The organism is Metapseudomonas resinovorans, from assembly GCF_002003485.1.
GTDB classification, from domain to species: Bacteria; Pseudomonadota; Gammaproteobacteria; order Pseudomonadales; family Pseudomonadaceae; genus Metapseudomonas; species Metapseudomonas resinovorans_D.
Map to the genome: position 1 here is coordinate 127,428 of NZ_BDMA01000034.1, position 18,073 is coordinate 145,500.

Annotated in this window: 10 protein-coding genes; 7 read left to right on the forward strand and 3 right to left on the reverse strand. The window is 65.6% G+C overall.

Annotated features, from left to right (window positions below):
* The first annotated feature begins 8 nt into the window (after window positions 1-8).
* From MnOB_RS10680 to MnOB_RS10695, 4 genes are read left to right on the forward strand one after another with little or no spacing between them, the layout of a single operon-like run.
* The gene (locus tag MnOB_RS10680; protein ID WP_077524244.1) at window positions 9-869 is read left to right on the forward strand and encodes a protein-glutamate O-methyltransferase; all 861 of its coding nucleotides are present in this window, start codon (window positions 9-11) and stop codon (window positions 867-869) included.
* Window positions 870-878: 9 nt separating this feature from the next.
* Window positions 879-8,774 carry an Hpt domain-containing protein gene (locus tag MnOB_RS10685; protein WP_077524197.1) on the forward strand — a complete coding sequence of 2,632 codons (7,896 nt, stop codon included), beginning with the start codon at window positions 879-881 and terminating at the stop codon, window positions 8,772-8,774.
* Window positions 8,771-9,790 carry a chemotaxis protein CheB gene (locus MnOB_RS10690; RefSeq protein ID WP_077524198.1) on the forward strand — a complete coding sequence of 340 codons (1,020 nt, stop codon included), beginning with the start codon at window positions 8,771-8,773 and terminating at the stop codon, window positions 9,788-9,790. Before MnOB_RS10685 ends, MnOB_RS10690 begins: the two co-directional genes overlap by 4 nt.
* Before the next feature lie 13 nt (window positions 9,791-9,803).
* A complete protein-coding gene (locus tag MnOB_RS10695) occupies window positions 9,804-10,274 on the forward strand; it encodes a chemotaxis protein CheW (protein ID WP_077524199.1) in 471 nt (156 codons plus the stop codon).
* Between the two features lie 288 nt (window positions 10,275-10,562).
* Here MnOB_RS10695 and MnOB_RS10700 read toward each other — a convergent pair whose 3' ends face one another.
* Both MnOB_RS10700 and MnOB_RS10705 read right to left on the reverse strand, forming a co-directional pair.
* Complete coding sequence (locus MnOB_RS10700; RefSeq protein ID WP_077524200.1) at window positions 10,563-11,282, reverse strand: 16S rRNA (uracil(1498)-N(3))-methyltransferase; 720 nt, start codon at window positions 11,280-11,282, stop codon at window positions 10,563-10,565.
* Window positions 11,283-11,347: 65 nt separating this feature from the next.
* The gene (locus tag MnOB_RS10705) at window positions 11,348-12,754 is read right to left on the reverse strand and encodes an adenosylmethionine--8-amino-7-oxononanoate transaminase (RefSeq protein WP_077524201.1); all 1,407 of its coding nucleotides are present in this window, start codon (window positions 12,752-12,754) and stop codon (window positions 11,348-11,350) included.
* 162 nt (window positions 12,755-12,916) lie between these two features.
* Here MnOB_RS10705 and MnOB_RS10710 point away from each other — a divergent pair, with 162 nt between their 5' ends.
* From MnOB_RS10710 to MnOB_RS10720, 3 genes are all read left to right on the forward strand, one after another.
* Entirely contained in the window at window positions 12,917-14,392 is a 1,476-nt protein-coding gene (locus MnOB_RS10710) for a flavin monoamine oxidase family protein (RefSeq protein ID WP_077524202.1), read from the forward strand.
* Between the two features lie 233 nt (window positions 14,393-14,625).
* Window positions 14,626-15,180, forward strand: a complete 555-nt coding sequence (locus tag MnOB_RS10715) for a cytochrome b (RefSeq protein WP_077524203.1) — start codon at window positions 14,626-14,628, stop codon at window positions 15,178-15,180.
* Window positions 15,181-15,207: 27 nt separating this feature from the next.
* Window positions 15,208-15,783: a YceI family protein gene (locus MnOB_RS10720; protein ID WP_077524204.1), complete on the forward strand. Its 576-nt coding sequence runs from the start codon at window positions 15,208-15,210 to the stop codon at window positions 15,781-15,783.
* A 197-nt stretch (window positions 15,784-15,980) separates the two neighbouring features.
* On the opposite strand, the gene MnOB_RS10725 is transcribed toward MnOB_RS10720, so the two are convergent.
* A complete protein-coding gene (locus MnOB_RS10725; protein WP_199824520.1) occupies window positions 15,981-17,954 on the reverse strand; it encodes an RNA helicase RhlE2 in 1,974 nt (657 codons plus the stop codon).
* Window positions 17,955-18,073: the final 119 nt, after the last annotated feature.

Below are 18,073 nucleotides of genomic sequence, written 5' to 3' on the forward strand. Positions count from 1 at the left end.
ACGACAGCATGCAGCCAGGCGGCGTCTGGGCCTTGAAACCCCTGGCCGACATGACGACAGCGGAATTCCACGACTGGCAGAAGCTACTCGAGGAACGCACCGGCGTGGTGGTCAGCGACCAGCGCCGGTCCTTCCTCCAGACCAATCTCAGTGCGCGCATGCGCGAACTGGGGGTCCAGGACTACGCCAGCTACTACCGCCAGGTCACCGACGGGCCGCGTGGCGCGGTGGAGTGGTCGACTTTGCTGGATCGCCTGACCGTGCAGGAGACCCGCTTCTTCCGTCATCCGGCGTCCTTCGAACTGCTTGCGGATTACCTGCGCGGGCGCATCGAAGGCGGTCTGACCAGGCCCCTGGAAATCTGGAGCGTGGGTTGCTCCAGCGGCGAGGAACCTTATTCCCTGGCCATGGTGGCGGCCGAGGCGCTGGGCGGGACGGAACAGCCGGATTACTTCGGCGTCACCGGCACCGACATCAGCCTCAACGCCCTGGCCAAGGCCCGTGAAGGGCTGTATGGCGCCCGGCGCCTGGAGCAACTGGAACAGGCGCTCACCGAGCGTTATTTCCAGGCCCAGGACGATGGCCGCTACAAGATAGTGCCGAGCCTGGCCGCACGGGTGTGCTGCGCACGGCTCAATGTGCTGGAGCTGGCCAAGGCGCCAATGTCCGGCATGGACGTAATTTTCTGTCAGAACCTGTTGATCTACTTCCGCCGCTGGCGCCGCCGGGAAATCCTCAATCGCCTGGCCGAGCGCCTGGCGCCGGGAGGCCTGATGGTGCTGGGCGTGGGCGAAGTAGTGGGTTGGCAACATCCGGACCTAGAGCCGGTGGCCAATGAACAGGTTCTGGCATTCACCCGGAAGGGATAGCAGACGGCTATGACTGATCGGCACGACTACGTTGCCCTCGAGTGGGTAAAGGGCGAGATCGCGGAAACCCTGAAGCAGGCGCGGCAGGCCCTGGAGGATTTCGTCGAAAATCCCCAGGACCCGACGCGCATGCGTTTCTGCCTGACCTATATCCATCAGGTCCAGGGCACGCTGCAGATGGTCGAGTTCTACGGCGCGGCCCTGCTCGCCGAAGAAATGGAGCGTCTTGCCCAGGCCCTGATGGAAGGCCGCGCGGCCAACCGGGGCGAGGCCCTGGAAGTGCTGATGCAGGCCATCCTGCAGCTGCCGCCGTACCTGGACCGAATCCAGAGTGCCCGTCGTGACCTGCCGATGGTCCTGCTGCCGCTGCTCAACGACCTGCGTGCCGCCCGTGGCGACAACCTGTTGTCGGAAACCAGCCTGTTCGCGCCTGACCTGTCCAGCGTGCTCCCGGCGCTGTCGATGGACACCCTGGCGCGCATGCGCACCGCCGAACTGCCGGTGCTGCTGCGCAAGCTGCGGCAGATGCTGCAGACCGCCCTGGTCGGCGTGATCCGTAACCAGGACCTGGCCGCCAACCTCGGCTACATGGCGCGGGTGTTCGCGCGCCTCGAATCCCTCTGCCAGGACGCGCCGCTCGGCCCGCTCTGGCAGATCGCCTCGGGCCTGGTGGAAGGCCTGGCCAATGGCTCCGTGGTCAACGGTTCCTCGGTGCGCAACCTGCTGCGCCAGGTGGACAAGGAGCTCAAGCGCCTGCTCGAAGAGGGCGCTGACGGCTTCAACCAGGCCGCCCCGGAAGACCTGGTGAAGAACCTGCTGTTCTACGTCGCCAAGGCACCGGCCCAGTCGCCGCGTATCCGTGCCCTGAAGGAACGCTATCGCCTCGACGAGGCGCTGCCCGACACCGCCGTGGTAGACGAGGAACGTGCCCGTCTTGCCGGCCCTGACCGCGATGCCATGCGCTCGGTGGTCACCGCCCTCTGTGAGGAACTGGTGCGGGTCAAGGACAGCCTCGACCTCTTCGTCCGCAGCGACCGTAGCGGGGTCGCCGAACTGGACTCCCTGCTGCCGCCGCTCAAGCAGATCGCCGACACCCTGGCGGTGCTCGGCTTCGGCCAGCCACGCAAGGTCATCCTCGACCAGATCGACGTCATCCACGGCCTGTCGCTTGGCCAGCGCGAACCCAGCGACGCGGTGCTGATGGATGTCGCCGGCGCATTGCTCTACGTCGAAGCCACCCTGGCCGGCATGGTCGGCCCGGCGGACGATGGCGCGGCGGAAGAAAGCCACCTGCCCACCACCGACGTGGCGCAGATTCACCAGTTGGTGATCAAGGAGGCGCGCAACGGCCTGGAACAGGCCAAGGACGCCATCATCGAGTTCATCGCGTCGCAGTGGAACCACGAGCACCTGGCCCGCGTGCCGGAGCTCCTGACCCAGGCCCGAGGCGGCCTGGCGATGATCCCCCTGCCGCGCGCCGCTTCCCTGCTGGAAGCCTGCAACCGCTACATCCAGGAACAGCTGCTGGCCCGCAAGGCCGTGCCCAACTGGCAGAGCCTGGACACCCTGGCCGACGCCATCACCAGCGTTGAGTACTACCTCGAACGCCTCTCGGAAGACCATGCCGCCCAGGGCGACCTGATCCTCGATGTGGCCGAGGAAAGCCTGGAGTCCCTGGGTTATCCGCTGAAGGAAAAACCCTCCATCCTCGATCGGGTGGATGAGGACGAGGCCCCTGCGCCCCTGGCCAATCCGCTTCAGGAAATCGAAGTACTGGCGGCCGAAGAATCGGAACTGCATCAGCACCTCGATCCGGAAGACGAGCCGGAAGCGGTGATGCCTGAGGCATTCTTCTTCGAGCCGGCCATCGATGGCGCCAACCTCGAACAGGATGTTGCCCGCGAAGCGCTTGGCGATGCCGCAACGCCAGCCGCTGCGAGCGAGCTTCTGGTTTCCGATGACAACTGGAGCCTGGGTGAGCTGGAAGCCGAACCGGCCGCCGAAAGCATCGATTTCAGTCTGGATGCCCCGCTGGAGCTGGCTGCTGGCGAAGTTCCAGCCGCTGCGAGCGAACTGGCTGTCGCCGAAGACAGCTGGAGCCTGGACGACCTGGAATTCGAGCCGCTCGCCGAAGGTATCGACTTCGGCCTGGACAAACCGCTGGAGCCTGCGGCTGCTGCTGAGGTTCCGGCCGCCGAGAGCGAGCTGCTGGTCTCCGATGACAACTGGAGCCTGGGTGAGCTGGAAGTCGAACCCGCTGCCGAAGTCATCGATCTGAGCCTGGATGCTCCCCTGGAGCTTGAGTCCATTGCCGGGGTCCCGGCCGCCGAAAGCGAACCGCTGCTGGCTGAGAGCGATTGGAACCTGGATGAGCTGGAAGCCGAGCAGTCGGTTGAAACCATCGAACTCAGCCTGGAGCCCGAGGCCGCTGCGAACCTGGAGCTGGAACCGTCGTTGCTGCAGGACGACGGAGCCCTGCCCAGCCTCGATCTGGCCGAGCTTGACAGCCTGCCCGCCTTGGCTGAAGAGCCGCTGGCGGTGGAGGGCGAACTGCTTGACCTCAGTCTCGACACGCCGCTGGAGTTCGACGAGAACCAGCCGTTGCCAAGCTTCGACCTCGCCGACCTGGAAGAACTGCCGCCGGCCCTGCCGGGCGATCAGCCGGCGCTGGACATGCCCCAAGCCGGCCTCGATGCGCTGCCGAGCCTGGACTTCGACGAGCTTGACGCCCTGCCCGGCGCCGAACCGGTGGCCGAGCTGGAAGCGATGAACCTGGAAGACCTGCCGGCACCGCTGGAGTGGGACGAAGCCGCCCTCGCCGAGCTTGGCCTGCCGGAGGTGGAACTACCCAGCGCACCGCTGGAAGCGCCGGTGCAAGCGCCCGCCGTTGAGCGGCCGCTGTCGCTGGCGGAAGTCATGGCAGCGCCCGTGCCCGCCTTCAATCCGCCGGCCCGCGAGGTGCCGCCGAGCCTGTTGCCGCCACCCGCCGATGAAGAACCGGTGGACGACGAGCTGCAGGAAGTCTTTATCGAAGAAGCCGGCGAAGTTCTGGAAACCCTGGCCGAGTACCTGCCGCGCTGGCGTGCCGACAGCAATGATCGCGACGCTCTCGGTGAAGTGCGTCGTGCCTTCCACACCCTCAAGGGCAGTGGTCGCATGGTGCGCGCCCTGGTCATCGGCGAACTGTCCTGGTCGGTGGAGAACTTGCTCAACCGCGTGCTGGATCGCAGCATCGAGACCAGCGAACCGGTCTACCAGGTGATCCAGGATGTGGTCGACCTGCTGCCCGCCCTGGTCGACGACTACGCCGGCAAGGCCCAGCGCCAGCGCGATGACGTTGACCAGTTGGCCGCCACGGCCCACGCCCTGGCCAAGGGGCAACTGCTCCCAAAATCTGAAGCCCCGGGTTCAGAGCAGGCCATCGAGCCCGTGGGCGAGCTGCATGCTCCGGTCATCACCGAGTCTGGCGAGGCGCTGGACCCGCAACTGCTGGAAATCTTCCGCAACGAGGCGGAACTGCACCTGGAAACCCTCGCCGGTTTCATCAAGGCCTGCGACCACGAGCTGCCGCAGACCGTCAACGACGACCTCCAGCGCGCCCTGCACACCCTCAAGGGCAGCGCGCACATGGCGGGCATCCTGCCGATCGCGGAAATCGCCACGCCGCTGGAAAAACTGGCCAAGGAATACAAGACCAACCTGCTCAGCATCGACCTCTCCGAGGCCGAACTGCTGCGCGAGGCACTGAACCTGTTGCATCAGGGCGTGGCCCAGCTCGACAGCACACCGTTGGCGGCGATTACCGGCACCGATGAGCTGCTGGAACGCATCCAGAAGCTGCATCAGCATCGCCTGGACGCCGCCAGTGCCGCGCGCCGCGACGACAAGGGCGAGACTCGCGACCCGCAGATGATCTCCCTGTTCCTCGCGGAAGGCATGGACATCCTGCTCGACGCCGAGGACCTGCTGCGGCGTTGGCGCGAGCACCCGGCCGAGCGCCAGGAACTGGGCGCGCTACTGGAAGAACTGAGTACGCTCGGCCGTGGTGCCGAGATGGCCGAGCTGCCGCAGATCGAAGAACTCTGCGAAGCCCTGCTGGACGTCTACGGCGCGGTCGACGAAGGCAGCCTGCCGGTCAGCGAGCGCTTCTTCAGCGAAGCCGACGCAGCCCATGAGGTCCTGATCGGTATGATGGACCAGGTCGCCGCCGCACTGGAGGTCACGCCACAGCCGGAGCGCGCCGAGGCCCTGCGCAACCTGCTGCAGGAGGTGGTCGACCCGACGGCCCTGGCGCTGCTGGAACCCGGCATTCCCGATCTGGAAATTGAAGAGCTCGACGCGGACGCCATCGATTGGGCGCGTGCCGACGACATCCCGCCGCTGCCTGAGCTGGTGGAGCAGCCACTCGCTCTGCAGGAAGTAGCATTGCCCGAGCTGGCGTCCTTCGATCCCGAACAGGCGCCCGAGGCAGAGCCGCTGGATGAAGTCCCGGCCGCCCTGGACGAAGAGATGGTGTCGATCTTCCTCGAAGAGGCGGTGGACATCCTCGATAGCGCTGGCAAGGCGCTGGAGCGCTGGCTCGTCGAGCCAGGCAACAACCCGGCTCTGCTGGCCCTGCAACGTGACCTGCACACCCTCAAGGGCGGTGCGCGCATGGCCGAGATTCGCCCCATCGGCGATCTCGCCCATGAGCTGGAATCCCTCTACGAAGGCCTGGTGGATCGCCGCTATAACTATTCGCCGCGCCTCGCCGGCCTGTTGCAGAAGAGTCACGACTGCCTCGCCTCGCTGCTGGAACAGCTCCAGGCGCGCCGAGTCCTGACCGATCCGTTGCAGTTGATCCAGGACATTCGCGGCTTCCGCCAGGGCGGTGCACAGAGCCTGTCCGCGGCCGTGGTGCAACCGCTGCCCGAACCCGAAGCCTTCGATGAATTGACCTTCGACGACGAAGACGTCGCGAATCCAAGCGAACCCTTGGCGGCCGCCAACGAGGAGCTGGAAGAGTCGGACCTGGACGTCGCCACAGAGGTCCAGGGCGAAACGTCCCTGGCCGAGCTGCTGGAGATGCGCGTAGCTGAAGAGCCGGCCACCTATAGCGTGTCGCAGCCTTTCGACAGCGACCAGGACCCGGAACTGGTGGAAATCTTCCTCGAAGAAGGTTTCGACATCCTCGACAGTGCTGGCGCCGCCCTGCAGCGCTGGACCGAAGACCCGGACAACAGCCTTGAAATCGAGTCCCTGCAACGGGACCTGCACACCCTCAAGGGCGGTGCGCGGATGGCCGAGATCGGCCCCATCGGCGACCTCGCCCATGAACTGGAATTCCTTTACGAAGGCCTTTGCGGCGGTCGTCTGCGCGCCAGCCCGGCCCTGTTCAGTCTGTTGCAGGCCTGTCAGGATCGCCTCAGCGAAATGCTCGACGCGGTACGCGCCCGCCGCCCATTGCCGGACGGCCAGGCCCTGATCGACGCCATCCAGCGCTGGCGCGCCAATCCCAGCGAACAGCTGAGCATGCCCAGCGCCGTGCACCTCCAGCCTGCCGCCGCGGATGACCTGGAGGCCGTGGCCGAGGCGGATATCCTCGACATCTTCCTGGAAGAGGCCGACGACCTGCTGGAGGCCATGGAAACCGCTCTTGGCCGCTGGGAAGAGGCGCGCGAAGACGGCACCCATGTGGAAGAACTGCTGCGCGTGCTGCACACCCTCAAAGGTGGCGCGCGACTGGCCGGACAGAAGCGCCTCGGCGACCTCACCCACGATCTCGAACAGCATCTGGTCGAGGCCCAGCAGCAAGGCGCGCCCTGGCCGGAAAGCCTGTTCCTCGACGTGCAGTCCGGTTACGAAGGCCTGCAGGCCGAACTGGAAGAACTGCGCCAGCAACTCGACAAGCGCAACGCAGAAGACCTGGCCCCGGCGCCTGCACCGAGCCAAGCGGAAGCGCCGCAGCTCGCCGCGCCTATCGTCGCGGCCAGCGTCCAGCCACTGGTGGTCGGTGAAGAACGTGTGTTGCCCTTCGTGCACCGCGCCCGCGAAGCCGCCCAGGAGGCCGCCGCCCGCCGCGCGCCGCAGGAGCTGGTGAAGGTGCCTGCGGAGTTGCTCGAAGGCCTGGTCAACCTTGCCGGTGAGACCTCCATCTTCCGCGGCCGTGTGGAACAGCAGGTCAGCGACTTCAGCTTCACCCTGAGCGAGATGGAATCCACCATCGAACGGGTGCGCGACCAGTTGCGCCGTCTCGATACCGAGACCCAGGCGCAGATCCTCAGCCGCTACCAGGCCGAAGCTGAACGCGCCGGCTACGAAGATTTCGACCCGCTGGAAATGGACCGTCACTCGCAGTTGCAACAGCTGTCGCGAGCGCTGTTCGAGTCCGCGTCCGACTTGCTCGACCTCAAGGAAACCCTGGCGGCGAAGAACCGCGACGCGGAAACCCTGCTGCTGCAACAAGCGCGCGTGAACACCGAGCTGCAGGAAGGCCTGATGCGTACGCGCATGGTGCCCTTCGACCGCCTCGTACCGCGCCTGCGCCGTATTGTCCGGCAGGTGGCCAGCGAGCTCGACAAACAAGTGGAGTTCGTCGTCGGCAACGCTGAAGGCGAGATGGATCGCACCGTGCTGGAACGCATGGTGGCGCCGCTGGAGCACATGCTGCGCAACGCGGTTGACCATGGCGTCGAGAAGGCCGAAGCGCGCCGTGCCGCTGGCAAGCCGGAGAACGGCACTATCCGCCTGAACCTCGGCCGCGAAGGTGGCGATATCGTCCTGACCCTGGCTGACGACGGTGCCGGCATCAAGCTGGAGGCCGTGCGCCGCAAGGCGATCGAGCGCGGCATGATGGACGCCGAGTCCGACCTGTCGGACCACGAGGTGCTGCAGTTCATTCTTGAGCCGGGCTTCTCCACCGCCGACAAGGTCACCCAGATTTCCGGCCGTGGCGTCGGCATGGACGTGGTGCATTCCGAGGTGAAGCAACTCGGCGGCACCATGAGCATCGACTCGACACCGGGCGAGGGCAGCCGCTTCCTCATCCGCCTGCCGTTCACCGTGTCGGTGAACCGCGCGCTGATGGTGCTTTCCGGCGAAGACCTCTATGCCATCCCGCTGAACACCATCGAAGGTATCGTGCGGGTTTCCCCTTACGAGCTGGAAACCTACTACCAGCCCGACGCGCCGCGTTTCGAATATGCCGGGCAGAACTACGAACTGAAGTATCTGGGCGACCTGCTGGCCAACGGTCAGCAACCCAAGCTGGTGGGCCAGAGCCTGCCGCTACCGGTGATCCTGGTGCGCTCTTCCGAGCACGCCGTGGCGGTGCAGGTGGACGCCCTGGTGGGCTCCCGCGAGATCGTGGTGAAGAGCCTCGGTCCGCAGTTCGCCGGCGTCCACGGTATCTCCGGCGCCACCATCCTCGGTGACGGCCGCGTGGTGGTGATCCTGGACCTGCTGGCGACCATCCGTACGCGCCACGCGCACCTGGTGCAGCCGCAGCTGCGTTCGGCCAGCGCCAACCTGCTGCCGGCGGAAGTCGACCTGGAACGTCCGCCGCTGGTGATGGTGGTGGACGACTCGGTGACCGTACGCAAGGTCACCAGCCGCCTGCTGGAGCGCAACGGCATGAACGTGCTCACCGCCAAGGACGGGGTGGACGCCATCGCCCTGCTGCAGGAGCAGCGCCCGGACATCATGCTGCTGGACATCGAGATGCCGCGCATGGACGGCTTCGAAGTGGCGACCCTGATCCGCCACGACGAACGCCTGAAGGACCTGCCGATCATCATGATCACCTCGCGTACCGGCGAGAAGCACCGCGAGCGTGCCATGGCCATCGGCGTCAATGACTACCTCGGCAAGCCCTACCAGGAATCGCTGCTGCTCGAATCCATCCAGCATCTGGTCAAACGGACATGACAGAGAAGACTTCCGCACGGATCGCCGTGCTCGCCGACACCTCGCTGCAGCGCCATGTGCTGCAGCAGGCGCTGACCGGCAACGGCTACCAGGTCGTACTCAACAGCGATCCTGCCCGCCTCGATGATGAAGCCCTCGGCGCCTGCGAGGCGGACCTGTGGCTGGTGGATCTCGCCCTGTCCGAGGACTCGCCGCTGGTGGACAGCCTGTTGGAGCATGCCAGCGCGCCCGTCCTGTTCGGCGAAGGCCATGCCCCGGAGCGCCATTCCGAGCATTACCCGCGTTGGGAGCGGCGCCTGTTCGGCAAGCTGAAAAAACTCGTCGGCGATCCCGCCGTGGCCGTGGGGCCGAGCCTGGAGACCCTGTTGGCGGATGCGCAGCGTCCGGCGCGCCTGGAACTGCCCAGGGCGCTGGCCGATACGCCACTGGTGGCGGGCGAGCCTGCGCGCCAGGTCTGGCTGCTGGCCGCTTCCCTGGGCGGTCCGGCGGCGGTCAAGGCGTTCCTCGACGCTCTGCCCGGTGGCCTGCCCATCGGCTTCATCTATGCCCAGCACATCGACCCCAGCTTCGAGGGCGCGTTGCCCCAGGCGGTGGGTCGCCACAGCCAGTGGCACGTCAACCAGGTCCGCCATGCCGACGCCGTGCGCTGCGGTGAGGTCGTCGTGGTGCCCATCAGTCGTGAGCTGAACTTCAGCGAAGACGGCCAGATGCAGGTGAGCGAGCGCCCCTGGCCGGAGCCCTATAGCCCGTCCATCGACCAGGCCATGCTCAACCTGGCCCAGCACTACGGTGCCCAGTGCGGTGTCATCGCCTTCAGTGGCATGGGGAGCGATGGCAGCGCCGCCGCTGCCTACCTGCGCCGGCAAGGTGGACTGATCTGGACCCAGAGCGCCGAAAGCTGCGCTTGTTCGAGCATGCCCGACAGCCTGCGCGAAGGCGGTTACAGCAGCTTCAGCGGCGAACCGCGAGAGCTGGCGGCGAAGCTGGTCGAACATCTGGCCGCACAGTGCAGCTAACCCAGGAATTTCCATGAGCCAAGCCGTTACCACCCAGAACAGCTCCGCCAGCCTTACCGGGCTTCTGCTCCCGCTGTCCGACCGTACCCTGCTGGTGCCCAACGTGGCGCTGGCCGAACTCATTCCCTATCGCGCGCCTCAGGCGACGCCGGGCCTGCCGGCCTGGCTGCTGGGCCAGGTGGCGTGGCGTGACCTGCGCCTGCCGTTGCTGTCCTTCGAGGCGGCCGCCGGCGGTGAGGCCAAGGTGGGTTCAGGTGCCCGGGTCGCGGTGCTCAACGCCCTCGGCGGTCGCCCGCACGTGAAGTTCATCGCCTTGCTGCTGCAAGGCATTCCCCGCTCGCTGAAGCTCGAAACAGACCTCCGCCGCGCCAACGCGCCGCTGGCGGCCCTGGAGCTGGACTCGGTGCAACTCGGCACCGACGTGGCGAAGATCCCCGACCTTGTGGCCCTGGAACAGATGCTGGCAGATGCCGGTTTGATCTGAGCACCGTAGGCAGCGCTTTGGGCAGTGCTGGCGCTGATGCTGGCCTGATCTGATTCCCGTAGGTTGGTCCGAGCGCAGCGAGGCCCAACGCTTCTCTGGTAAGCCCGCGTGTTGGGCTTCGCGTAGCTCAGACCAACCTACGTCAGCGCCTTGGGCAGTGCTGGCGCTGATGCTGGACTGATCTGATTGCCGTAGGTTGGTCCGAGCGCAGCGAGGCCCAACGTTTCTCTGGTAAGCCCGCGTGTTGGGCTTCGCGTAGCTCAGACCAACCTACGTCAGCGCATCGCGCTAGAAATCACCCCATAGTTGCTGAGCCACGCTGAGCGCCACCACCGGCGCTGTTTCGGTGCGCAGCACCCGTGGTCCCAGCCGCGCTGCGTGGAAGCCCGCCGCTTTCGCGGATTCGACCTCGGCTTCGGCCAGGCCGCCCTCGGGGCCGATCAGGAAGGCCAGCGTCATCGGCCTGGCATGGCTGGCCAGCGGCTCGGCCACCGGATGCAGGACCAGCTTGAGATCCGCCTGCACCTCGCGCTGCCAATCGGCCAGCGTGACCGGCGCGTGGATCACCGGCAGCACCGAACGTCCACATTGCTCGCAGGCGCTGATCGCAATCTGCCGCCAGTGCGCGAGGCGCTTGTCGGCGCGCTCGTCCTTCAGACGCACTTCACAACGTTCGCTGACGATGGGGCTGATCTCGGCTACGCCCAGTTCGGTGGCCTTCTGAATCGCCCAGTCCATGCGCTCGCCACGTGACAGGCCCTGGCCCAGGTGAATCCGCAGGGGCGATTCGGCCATGCCGGTGAAGGACTCGCGCAGCTCGACCCGCACTGCCTTCTTACCCACTTCGATCAGTTCGCCGAGGTATTCCTGGCCGGAGCCGTCGAACAGTTGCACGGCATCGCCCGCGGCATGGCGCAGGACGCGACCGATGTAGTGGGCCTGGGCCTCGGGCAGTTCGTGCTGGCCAAGGGAGAGCGGGGCATCGATGAAGAAACGGGAAAGGCGCATGGGCGTTCGGGCAGAGGTGGGACAGGCGCGCAGTTTAAGGCCTGGCGCGCCGTCCGTGTTACCCGTCAGCCCGGATCGCGATGGTTCGGGTGCAGATCGGCTGCTGCCGACACGCTCACCGAGTCGCGAGTGGCGATGTCGATACCCTCGCTGGCCACTTCAGCCAGGAAGTCGATCTGCTCTTCGGTGATCACGTAGGGCGGCAGGAAATACACCACGTTGCCCAGCGGGCGCAGTAGGGCGCCACGCTCCAGTGCGTGCTGGAAGACCTTCAGGCCGCGGCGTTCCTGCCAGGGGTAGGGCGCCTTGCTGGCCTTGTCCTGGACCATCTCGATGGCCAGCACCATGCCGGTCTGGCGCACTTCGGCCACATGGGGATGATCCGCCAGGTGCGCGGTTGCGGTCGCCATGCGCATGGCCAGCTTGCGGTTGGCCTCGATCACCTTGTCCTGCTCGAAGATGTCCAGGGTCGCCAGGGCGGCGGCGCAGGCCAGCGGGTTGCCGGTGTAGGTGTGCGAGTGGAGGAACGCGCGCAGGGTCTGGTAGTCGTCGTAGAAGCCCTGGTAGACGGCCTCGGAGGTAAGCACGGCGGCCATGGGCAGGTAGCCGCCGGTGAGGGCCTTGGAAAGCACCAGGAAGTCCGGGGCGATGCCGGCCTGCTCGCAGGCGAACATGGTGCCGGTGCGGCCGAAGCCAACGGCGATCTCGTCGTGGATCAGGTGCACGCCATAGCGGTCGCAAGCCTCGCGCAGCAGTTTGAGGTAGACCGGGTGATACATGCGCATGCCGCCGGCGCCCTGGATCAGCGGCTCGACGATGACAGCGGCGACCTCCTCATGGTGCTCGGCCAGGGTGCGTTCCATGTGGGCGAACATGGCGCGGGAATGTTCTTCCCAGCACATGCCCTCGGGGCGCAGGTAGCAATCCGGGCTGGGCACCTTGAGGGTGTCCAGCAGCAGCGACTTGTAGGTTTCGGTGAAGAGGGCGACGTCGCCCACCGACATCGCCGCCACGGTTTCGCCGTGGTAGCTGTTGGTCAGGGTGACGAAGCGTTTCTTGCGCTCCAGCCCCTGGTTGCGCCAGAAGTGGTAGCTCATCTTCAGCGCCACTTCGATGCCGGAGGAGCCGTTGTCGGCATAGAACACGCGATCGAGGCCCTTGGGGGTGATCTTCACCAGGCGCTCGGACAGTTCGATCACCGGCTGGTGGCTGAAGCCCGCGAGGATCACGTGTTCCAGCTGGTCCACCTGATCCTTGATGCGCTGGTTGATGCGCGGGTTGGCGTGGCCGAAGACGTTCACCCACCAGGAGCTGACGGCATCCAGGTAGCGCTTGCCCTCGAAGTCTTCCAGCCAGACGCCTTCGCCACGACGGATCGGTACCACCGGCAGGCGTTCGTGATCTTTCATCTGGGTGCAGGGGTGCCAGAGCACAGCGAGGTCGCGTTGCATCCAGTCGGCATTGAGGCCCATGAGTCGTTCTCCTGTAGCGATCGGCGAAGCCTATGCAATGCCTCCGCCCTGGACAAGCAGGACGCTGCCTGCCGGCCTCAAGGCACGTCTGTTCCGGCCGGCAGGGCTGGCGTATCCTGCGCGCCAATTCAGAACGACACTGTTTTACCGGGGGAGATTTTCATGCCTGCAGCCTGGCGCGCATTGGCGCTGATCGTATTGGGAGGGCTGAGCGCGACGGCGCTGGCCAAGGACAAGCAGCCGACGGCCATCGTCATCGGTGGCGGCATGGCGGGCCTGACCTCGGCCTACGAGCTGCAGCAGAAGGGCTGGCAGGTCACCGTGCTGGAGGCCAAACCGAGCATCGGTGGGCGTTCCGGCCTTGCCGCCAGTGAGTGGGTCGGTAGCGCGAAGCTGCAACCGAGCCTGTATCGCTACCTCGACCAGTTCAAGCTGAAGGCCGTACCTGCACCGGATTACGTGCGCGCTCCGGGCTATCTGGTGAACGGTCGCTACTTCTCCGAAGCCGACCTGCTCAAGGAGGCGCCCAGCACCGTCGAAGGACTGAAGCGCTTCGACAAGAGCCTGGATGACCTGGCGGCTTCCATTGACGACCCGATGAAGCCGCTGGCCAACCACACGCTGCAGACCCTCGACTCCATCAGCGTGGCGCGCTGGCTGGAAAAGCTGAACCTGGCGCCGACCGCCAAGGCCCTGGTGGATCAGCGCATCCGCTCGCGCTATGACGAACCGTCGCGCCTGTCGCTGCTCTACCTCGCCCAGCAAGCCCGCGTCTACCGTGGCCTGCCGGATACCGAGATGCGTGCCGCGCGCTTGCCTGGTGGCAGCCAGGGCCTGGCGCAGGCCATGGCCAAGCAGATCAAGACCATCAAGACCAATGCCCGCGTTTCCGCGATCGTGCAGGAGAAGGAGGGCGTCACCGTGAAGGTCGGCGGCGCCGGCTACCAGGCCGATTACGTCGTACTCGCCGTGCCGCTGCCGGCCCTGGGCAAGATCAGCATGACGCCGTCTCTCTCGGCGCTGCAGCTGCGCGCCCTGAAGGACATCAACTACGGCTGGCGCGACCAGATGCTGCTGCAGTTCAAGAAACCGGTCTGGGGCAAGAGCCGCCTTTCCGGCGAAGTCTATAGCGATCAGGGGCTGGGCATGCTCTGGGTCGAGCCGGCCCTCAAGGGCGGCGCCAACCTGTTGATCAACCTGTCCGGCGACAACGCCCGCCTCATGCAGGCCTTCGGCGACCGGCAGATGGTCGACCAGGTGCTGATCCGCTTCGACAAGCATTTCCCGGGCGCCCGCGAACAGTTCAAGGGCTTCGAGCTGCGTCGCTACGGCAAGGACGCGTTGGCCGGCGGTGCTTACCTGGCCTATGGCCCGGGCGAAATCAGCCTCTACTGGCGCATGTGGGAGCAGCCCCTGGGCCGCGTGGTATTCGCCGGCGAGCACACCGATGCGCTGTATCCGGGCACCCTCGAAGGCGCTCTGCGCAGTGGCCAGCGCGCCGCCGGCCAGGTGGCCGACCTCAAGGCAGGCAAGGCCGTGGGCCCCGTCGAAGTGGTGGCCGAAGCCAAGCCGGCAGCGAAGCCCAAGGCGAGCACCACGGAAGAGAAGAAGGGCTTCTTCTCTCGGCTGTTCAACTGAGTTGCCTCGTCGGCGGCGGGTTTTCCTGCCGCCGATCCCCTCCGCCGCGCCGTTCGGCTGCGGCTGACGAACTTTCAGCCAGTTCCTTCGACAAAATTCCGCAAAGATCCGTTCGTTATAAAGATCGTATTACTCGATATTTCAAAGCGAAATTTTCCGCTTTAATTCGATAGATTTGTCGCTAGGCTAAATCACTCGCGTTTACCCAGCCTGTGTTTCCAAGGATTCATTTCATGCAATGGCGTAATTCTCCGTCCCGCTTCGGCCTGGTGAGTATTCTTCTGCATTGGGGGGTGGCCATCGTCTTCGTCGGCCTGTTCGCCCTGGGCCTGTGGATGGTCGGTCTGAACTACTACAGCAGCTGGTACAAGACCGCTCCGGACCTCCACAAGAGCATCGGCATCCTGCTGTTCCTGGTGATGGTCGCGCGCTTGGTCTGGCGCTTCATCAGCCCGCCGCCGCCGGCGCTTCCCAACCATGGACCGATGACCCGCCTGGGTTCCAAGCTCGGTCACCTGGTCCTGTATCTCGGCCTCTTCGCCCTGATGATTTCCGGCTACCTGATCTCCACCGCCGAAGGTCGCGGCATTGCCGTGTTCGGCCTGTTCGAGGTGCCGGCCACCCTGACCGCCATCCCCGACCAGGAAGATGTCGCCGGTGCCATCCACGAATACCTCGCCTGGGGCCTGCTGATTTTCGCCGGCATCCATGCACTTGCCGCCTTCAAGCACCATTTCATCGACCGCGACGCGACCCTGACCCGCATGCTCGGCCGCGCCGCCAAATAAGCTGCAACTCAACAAGGAGATTCCCCGATGCTGAAGAAAACCTTCGCTGCCCTGACCCTCGGTGCCGCACTGTTCGCCGGCCAGGCCATGGCCGCCGACTACGTGATCGACAAGGAAGGCCAGCACGCCTTCGTCAACTTCAAGATCGGCCACCTGGGCTACAGCTACATCTACGGGACCTTCAAGGATTTCGACGGCAGCTTCAGCTTCGACGAAAAGAACCCCGAGGCCAGCAAGATCAAGGTCACCCTGAAGACCGCCAGCGTTGATACCAACCACGCCGAGCGTGACAAGCACATCAAGAGCGGCGACTTCCTGAACGTCAGCAAGAACCCCACCGCCACCTTCGAGTCCACCTCGGTCAAGTCCACTGGCCAGGGGACTGCCGACGTGGCCGGCAACCTGACCCTCAACGGCGTGACCAAGCCCGTCGTGATCAAGGCGAAGTTCGTTGGCCAGGGCGACGACCCGTGGGGCGGCTACCGCGCTGGCTTCGAAGGCGCCACCACCATCAAGCTGAAAGACTTCGCCATCCAGAAGGACCTCGGTCCGGCCTCCCAGGAAGCCGAGCTGATCATTTCCTTCGAGGGCGTGCGTTCCTAAGCGCGTTTCCCGCAGTACCAGAACGCCGGCCCAGTGCCGGCGTTTTGCTGTTCGGACCTGCATCACCCCCGGAAATGAAAATGTCGACGCCGAGCTGGTGTTTTCATCGGCTCGTAGTCGCTGCATCGCGCAGGGACTGCATGATCCGAAAACGAAAACGCCGGCACTGGGCCGGCGTTTTCATGAGCAGGTGAAACTCAGCGATTGCGGGTCAGCAAGGCTGGTTTCTCGCCGCGTGGGCGGTTGGTCTGTTGCAGTTCGTCCAACTGCTCCGGCGTCGGGAAACGGTCGGCGCGGGACTCTTTCATGATGATCTTCGGTGCCGGTTTGTTGGCACGAGGATCCTGAACGGCCGGCTCGTCGCGACCGCGGGATACCAGTTGATCTTCACCACGGCGCTGGCCGCTGCCACGAGTCTTGTTGGCGGGCTTGCCCTGGCGCTGCTGGCCTTGTTTCTGGCCCTGCTTCGGGCTGCTGCCACTGCCACTGCCACTACCCTGGCCACCGCTACCTTGGCGTCGGCCCTGGTTCTCACCCTGGCCCTGCCCACGCCCCTGGCCACTGCGGCCCTGGGGTTGGCCCTGACCCTGGCGCTGACCTGGAGCCTGCCCCTGGCCCTGACCGCCACGGCGCTGGTTGCGACCCTGGTTCTGGCCTTTGGGCGGGTAGGGGCTGACGTAGTCGGCGCGATTGCCGAAGTTGTCCACGTCGTCATCGAGGAATTCTTCCGGATCACGATCAGCTGCCGGCTGCGTCGAGCGCTGCGGGCGTGCCTGCTTGGGTTGCTGCTGCTGGGCGCCTGCGACCTTCTGGTCCGCGCCCTGCTCCTGGCCCTTGCCTTTGCCACGACGGCGGTTGCGGCTCTTGCGCGGTTTGGCTTCGTCGCCTTCGCCGGCTTCCTTGGCTTCAACTGGGCCCTGGGGCGCTTGCTGCTGGGGCTTGCCTTCGCGTTTTGGCTTGTCAGCGCGCGGCTGGCGCTCGGGGCGCGGCGGACGGGCTTCGGGACGCTCGGCTTCGACGGTGGCCGGATCGAAGCCCTGGGTATCGCCGGCCGGGATCTTCTGCTTGGTCAGGCGCTCGATGGCCTTCAGCAGTTTCTCTTCATCCGGGGCGACCAGGGAGATGGCTTCACCACTACGACCGGCGCGGCCGGTACGGCCGATGCGGTGTACGTAGTCTTCCTCGACGTTGGGCAATTCGAAGTTGACCACATGGGGCAACTGGTCGATGTCCAGGCCACGGGCGGCGATGTCGGTCGCCACCAGGATGCGCACGTCGTTGGCCTTGAAGTCGGCCAGGGCCTTGGTGCGCGCGTTCTGGCTCTTGTTGCCGTGGATCGCTGCAGCGGGCAGGCCGTGCTTGGCCAGGTACTCGGCCAGGCGGTTGGCGCCGTGCTTGGTGCGGGTGAAGACCAGCACCTGTTCCCAGGCACCGACGGTGATCAGGTGCGCCAGCAGGGCACGCTTGTGGCTCGCCGGCAGGTGGAACACGCGCTGCTCGATGCGCTCCACCGTGGTGTTCGGCGGGGTCACTTCAATGCGTTCGGGATCGTGCAGCAGCTTGTTGGCGAGGTCGACGATGTCTTTCGAGAAGGTCGCCGAGAACAACAGGTTCTGGCGCTTGGGGGGGAGCTTGGCGAGGACCTTCTTCACATCGTGGATGAAGCCCATGTCGAGCATCCGGTCGGCTTCGTCGAGCACCAGGATCTCTACATGGGAGAGGTCGATGGCGCCCTGGCCAACCAGGTCGAGCAGGCGTCCGGGGCAGGCCACCAGGAGGTCCACGCCTTTGGAAACGGCCTGGATCTGCGGGTTCATGCCGACGCCGCCGAAGATGCAGGTGCTCACCAGGTGGAGGTCACGGGCGTAGAGCTTGAAGCTGTCATGCACCTGGGCCGCGAGTTCGCGGGTCGGGGTCAGGACCAGCACGCGCGTTTGGCGCGGGCCATGTCGCTGGGACTTGTCAGGGTGTCCGTTGGGGAACAGGCGCTCGAGGATCGGCAGCGCGAAACCGGCAGTCTTGCCTGTGCCAGTCTGAGCAGCAACCATCAGGTCGCGGCCTTGCAACACGGCGGGAATCGCCCGCTGTTGCACGGGAGTGGGCTGGGCGTAGCCGGCGGCTTCGACAGCGCCGACCAATGCCTCGGAGAGACCGAGGGAAGCAAAGGACATGGGAAATCCTGTGTAGTTCTAGGGGCTGGCCCGAAAGGGCGATCTTGTCTGGCTCGAATCGCAGCGATGGCTCGCGATCCCGACCGGTCCTGCTGGCTTGAGGGTGGCTCAGCATCCGG

Excerpts from the sequence above, each read along its gene's own strand:
- MnOB_RS10680 (WP_077524244.1), top strand. The coding sequence starts at position 9 with ATGCAGCCAGGCGGCGTCTGGGCCTTGAAACCCCTGGCCGACATGACG.
- MnOB_RS10685 (WP_077524197.1), top strand. The coding sequence starts at position 879 with ATGACTGATCGGCACGACTACGTTGCCCTCGAGTGGGTAAAGGGCGAG.
- MnOB_RS10690 (WP_077524198.1), top strand. The coding sequence starts at position 8,771 with ATGACAGAGAAGACTTCCGCACGGATCGCCGTGCTCGCCGACACCTCG.
- MnOB_RS10695 (WP_077524199.1), top strand. The coding sequence starts at position 9,804 with ATGAGCCAAGCCGTTACCACCCAGAACAGCTCCGCCAGCCTTACCGGG.
- MnOB_RS10700 (WP_077524200.1), bottom strand. The coding sequence starts at position 11,282 with ATGCGCCTTTCCCGTTTCTTCATCGATGCCCCGCTCTCCCTTGGCCAG.
- MnOB_RS10705 (WP_077524201.1), bottom strand. The coding sequence starts at position 12,754 with ATGGGCCTCAATGCCGACTGGATGCAACGCGACCTCGCTGTGCTCTGG.
- MnOB_RS10710 (WP_077524202.1), top strand. The coding sequence starts at position 12,917 with ATGCCTGCAGCCTGGCGCGCATTGGCGCTGATCGTATTGGGAGGGCTG.
- MnOB_RS10715 (WP_077524203.1), top strand. The coding sequence starts at position 14,626 with ATGCAATGGCGTAATTCTCCGTCCCGCTTCGGCCTGGTGAGTATTCTT.
- MnOB_RS10720 (WP_077524204.1), top strand. The coding sequence starts at position 15,208 with ATGCTGAAGAAAACCTTCGCTGCCCTGACCCTCGGTGCCGCACTGTTC.
- MnOB_RS10725 (WP_199824520.1), bottom strand. The coding sequence starts at position 17,954 with ATGTCCTTTGCTTCCCTCGGTCTCTCCGAGGCATTGGTCGGCGCTGTC.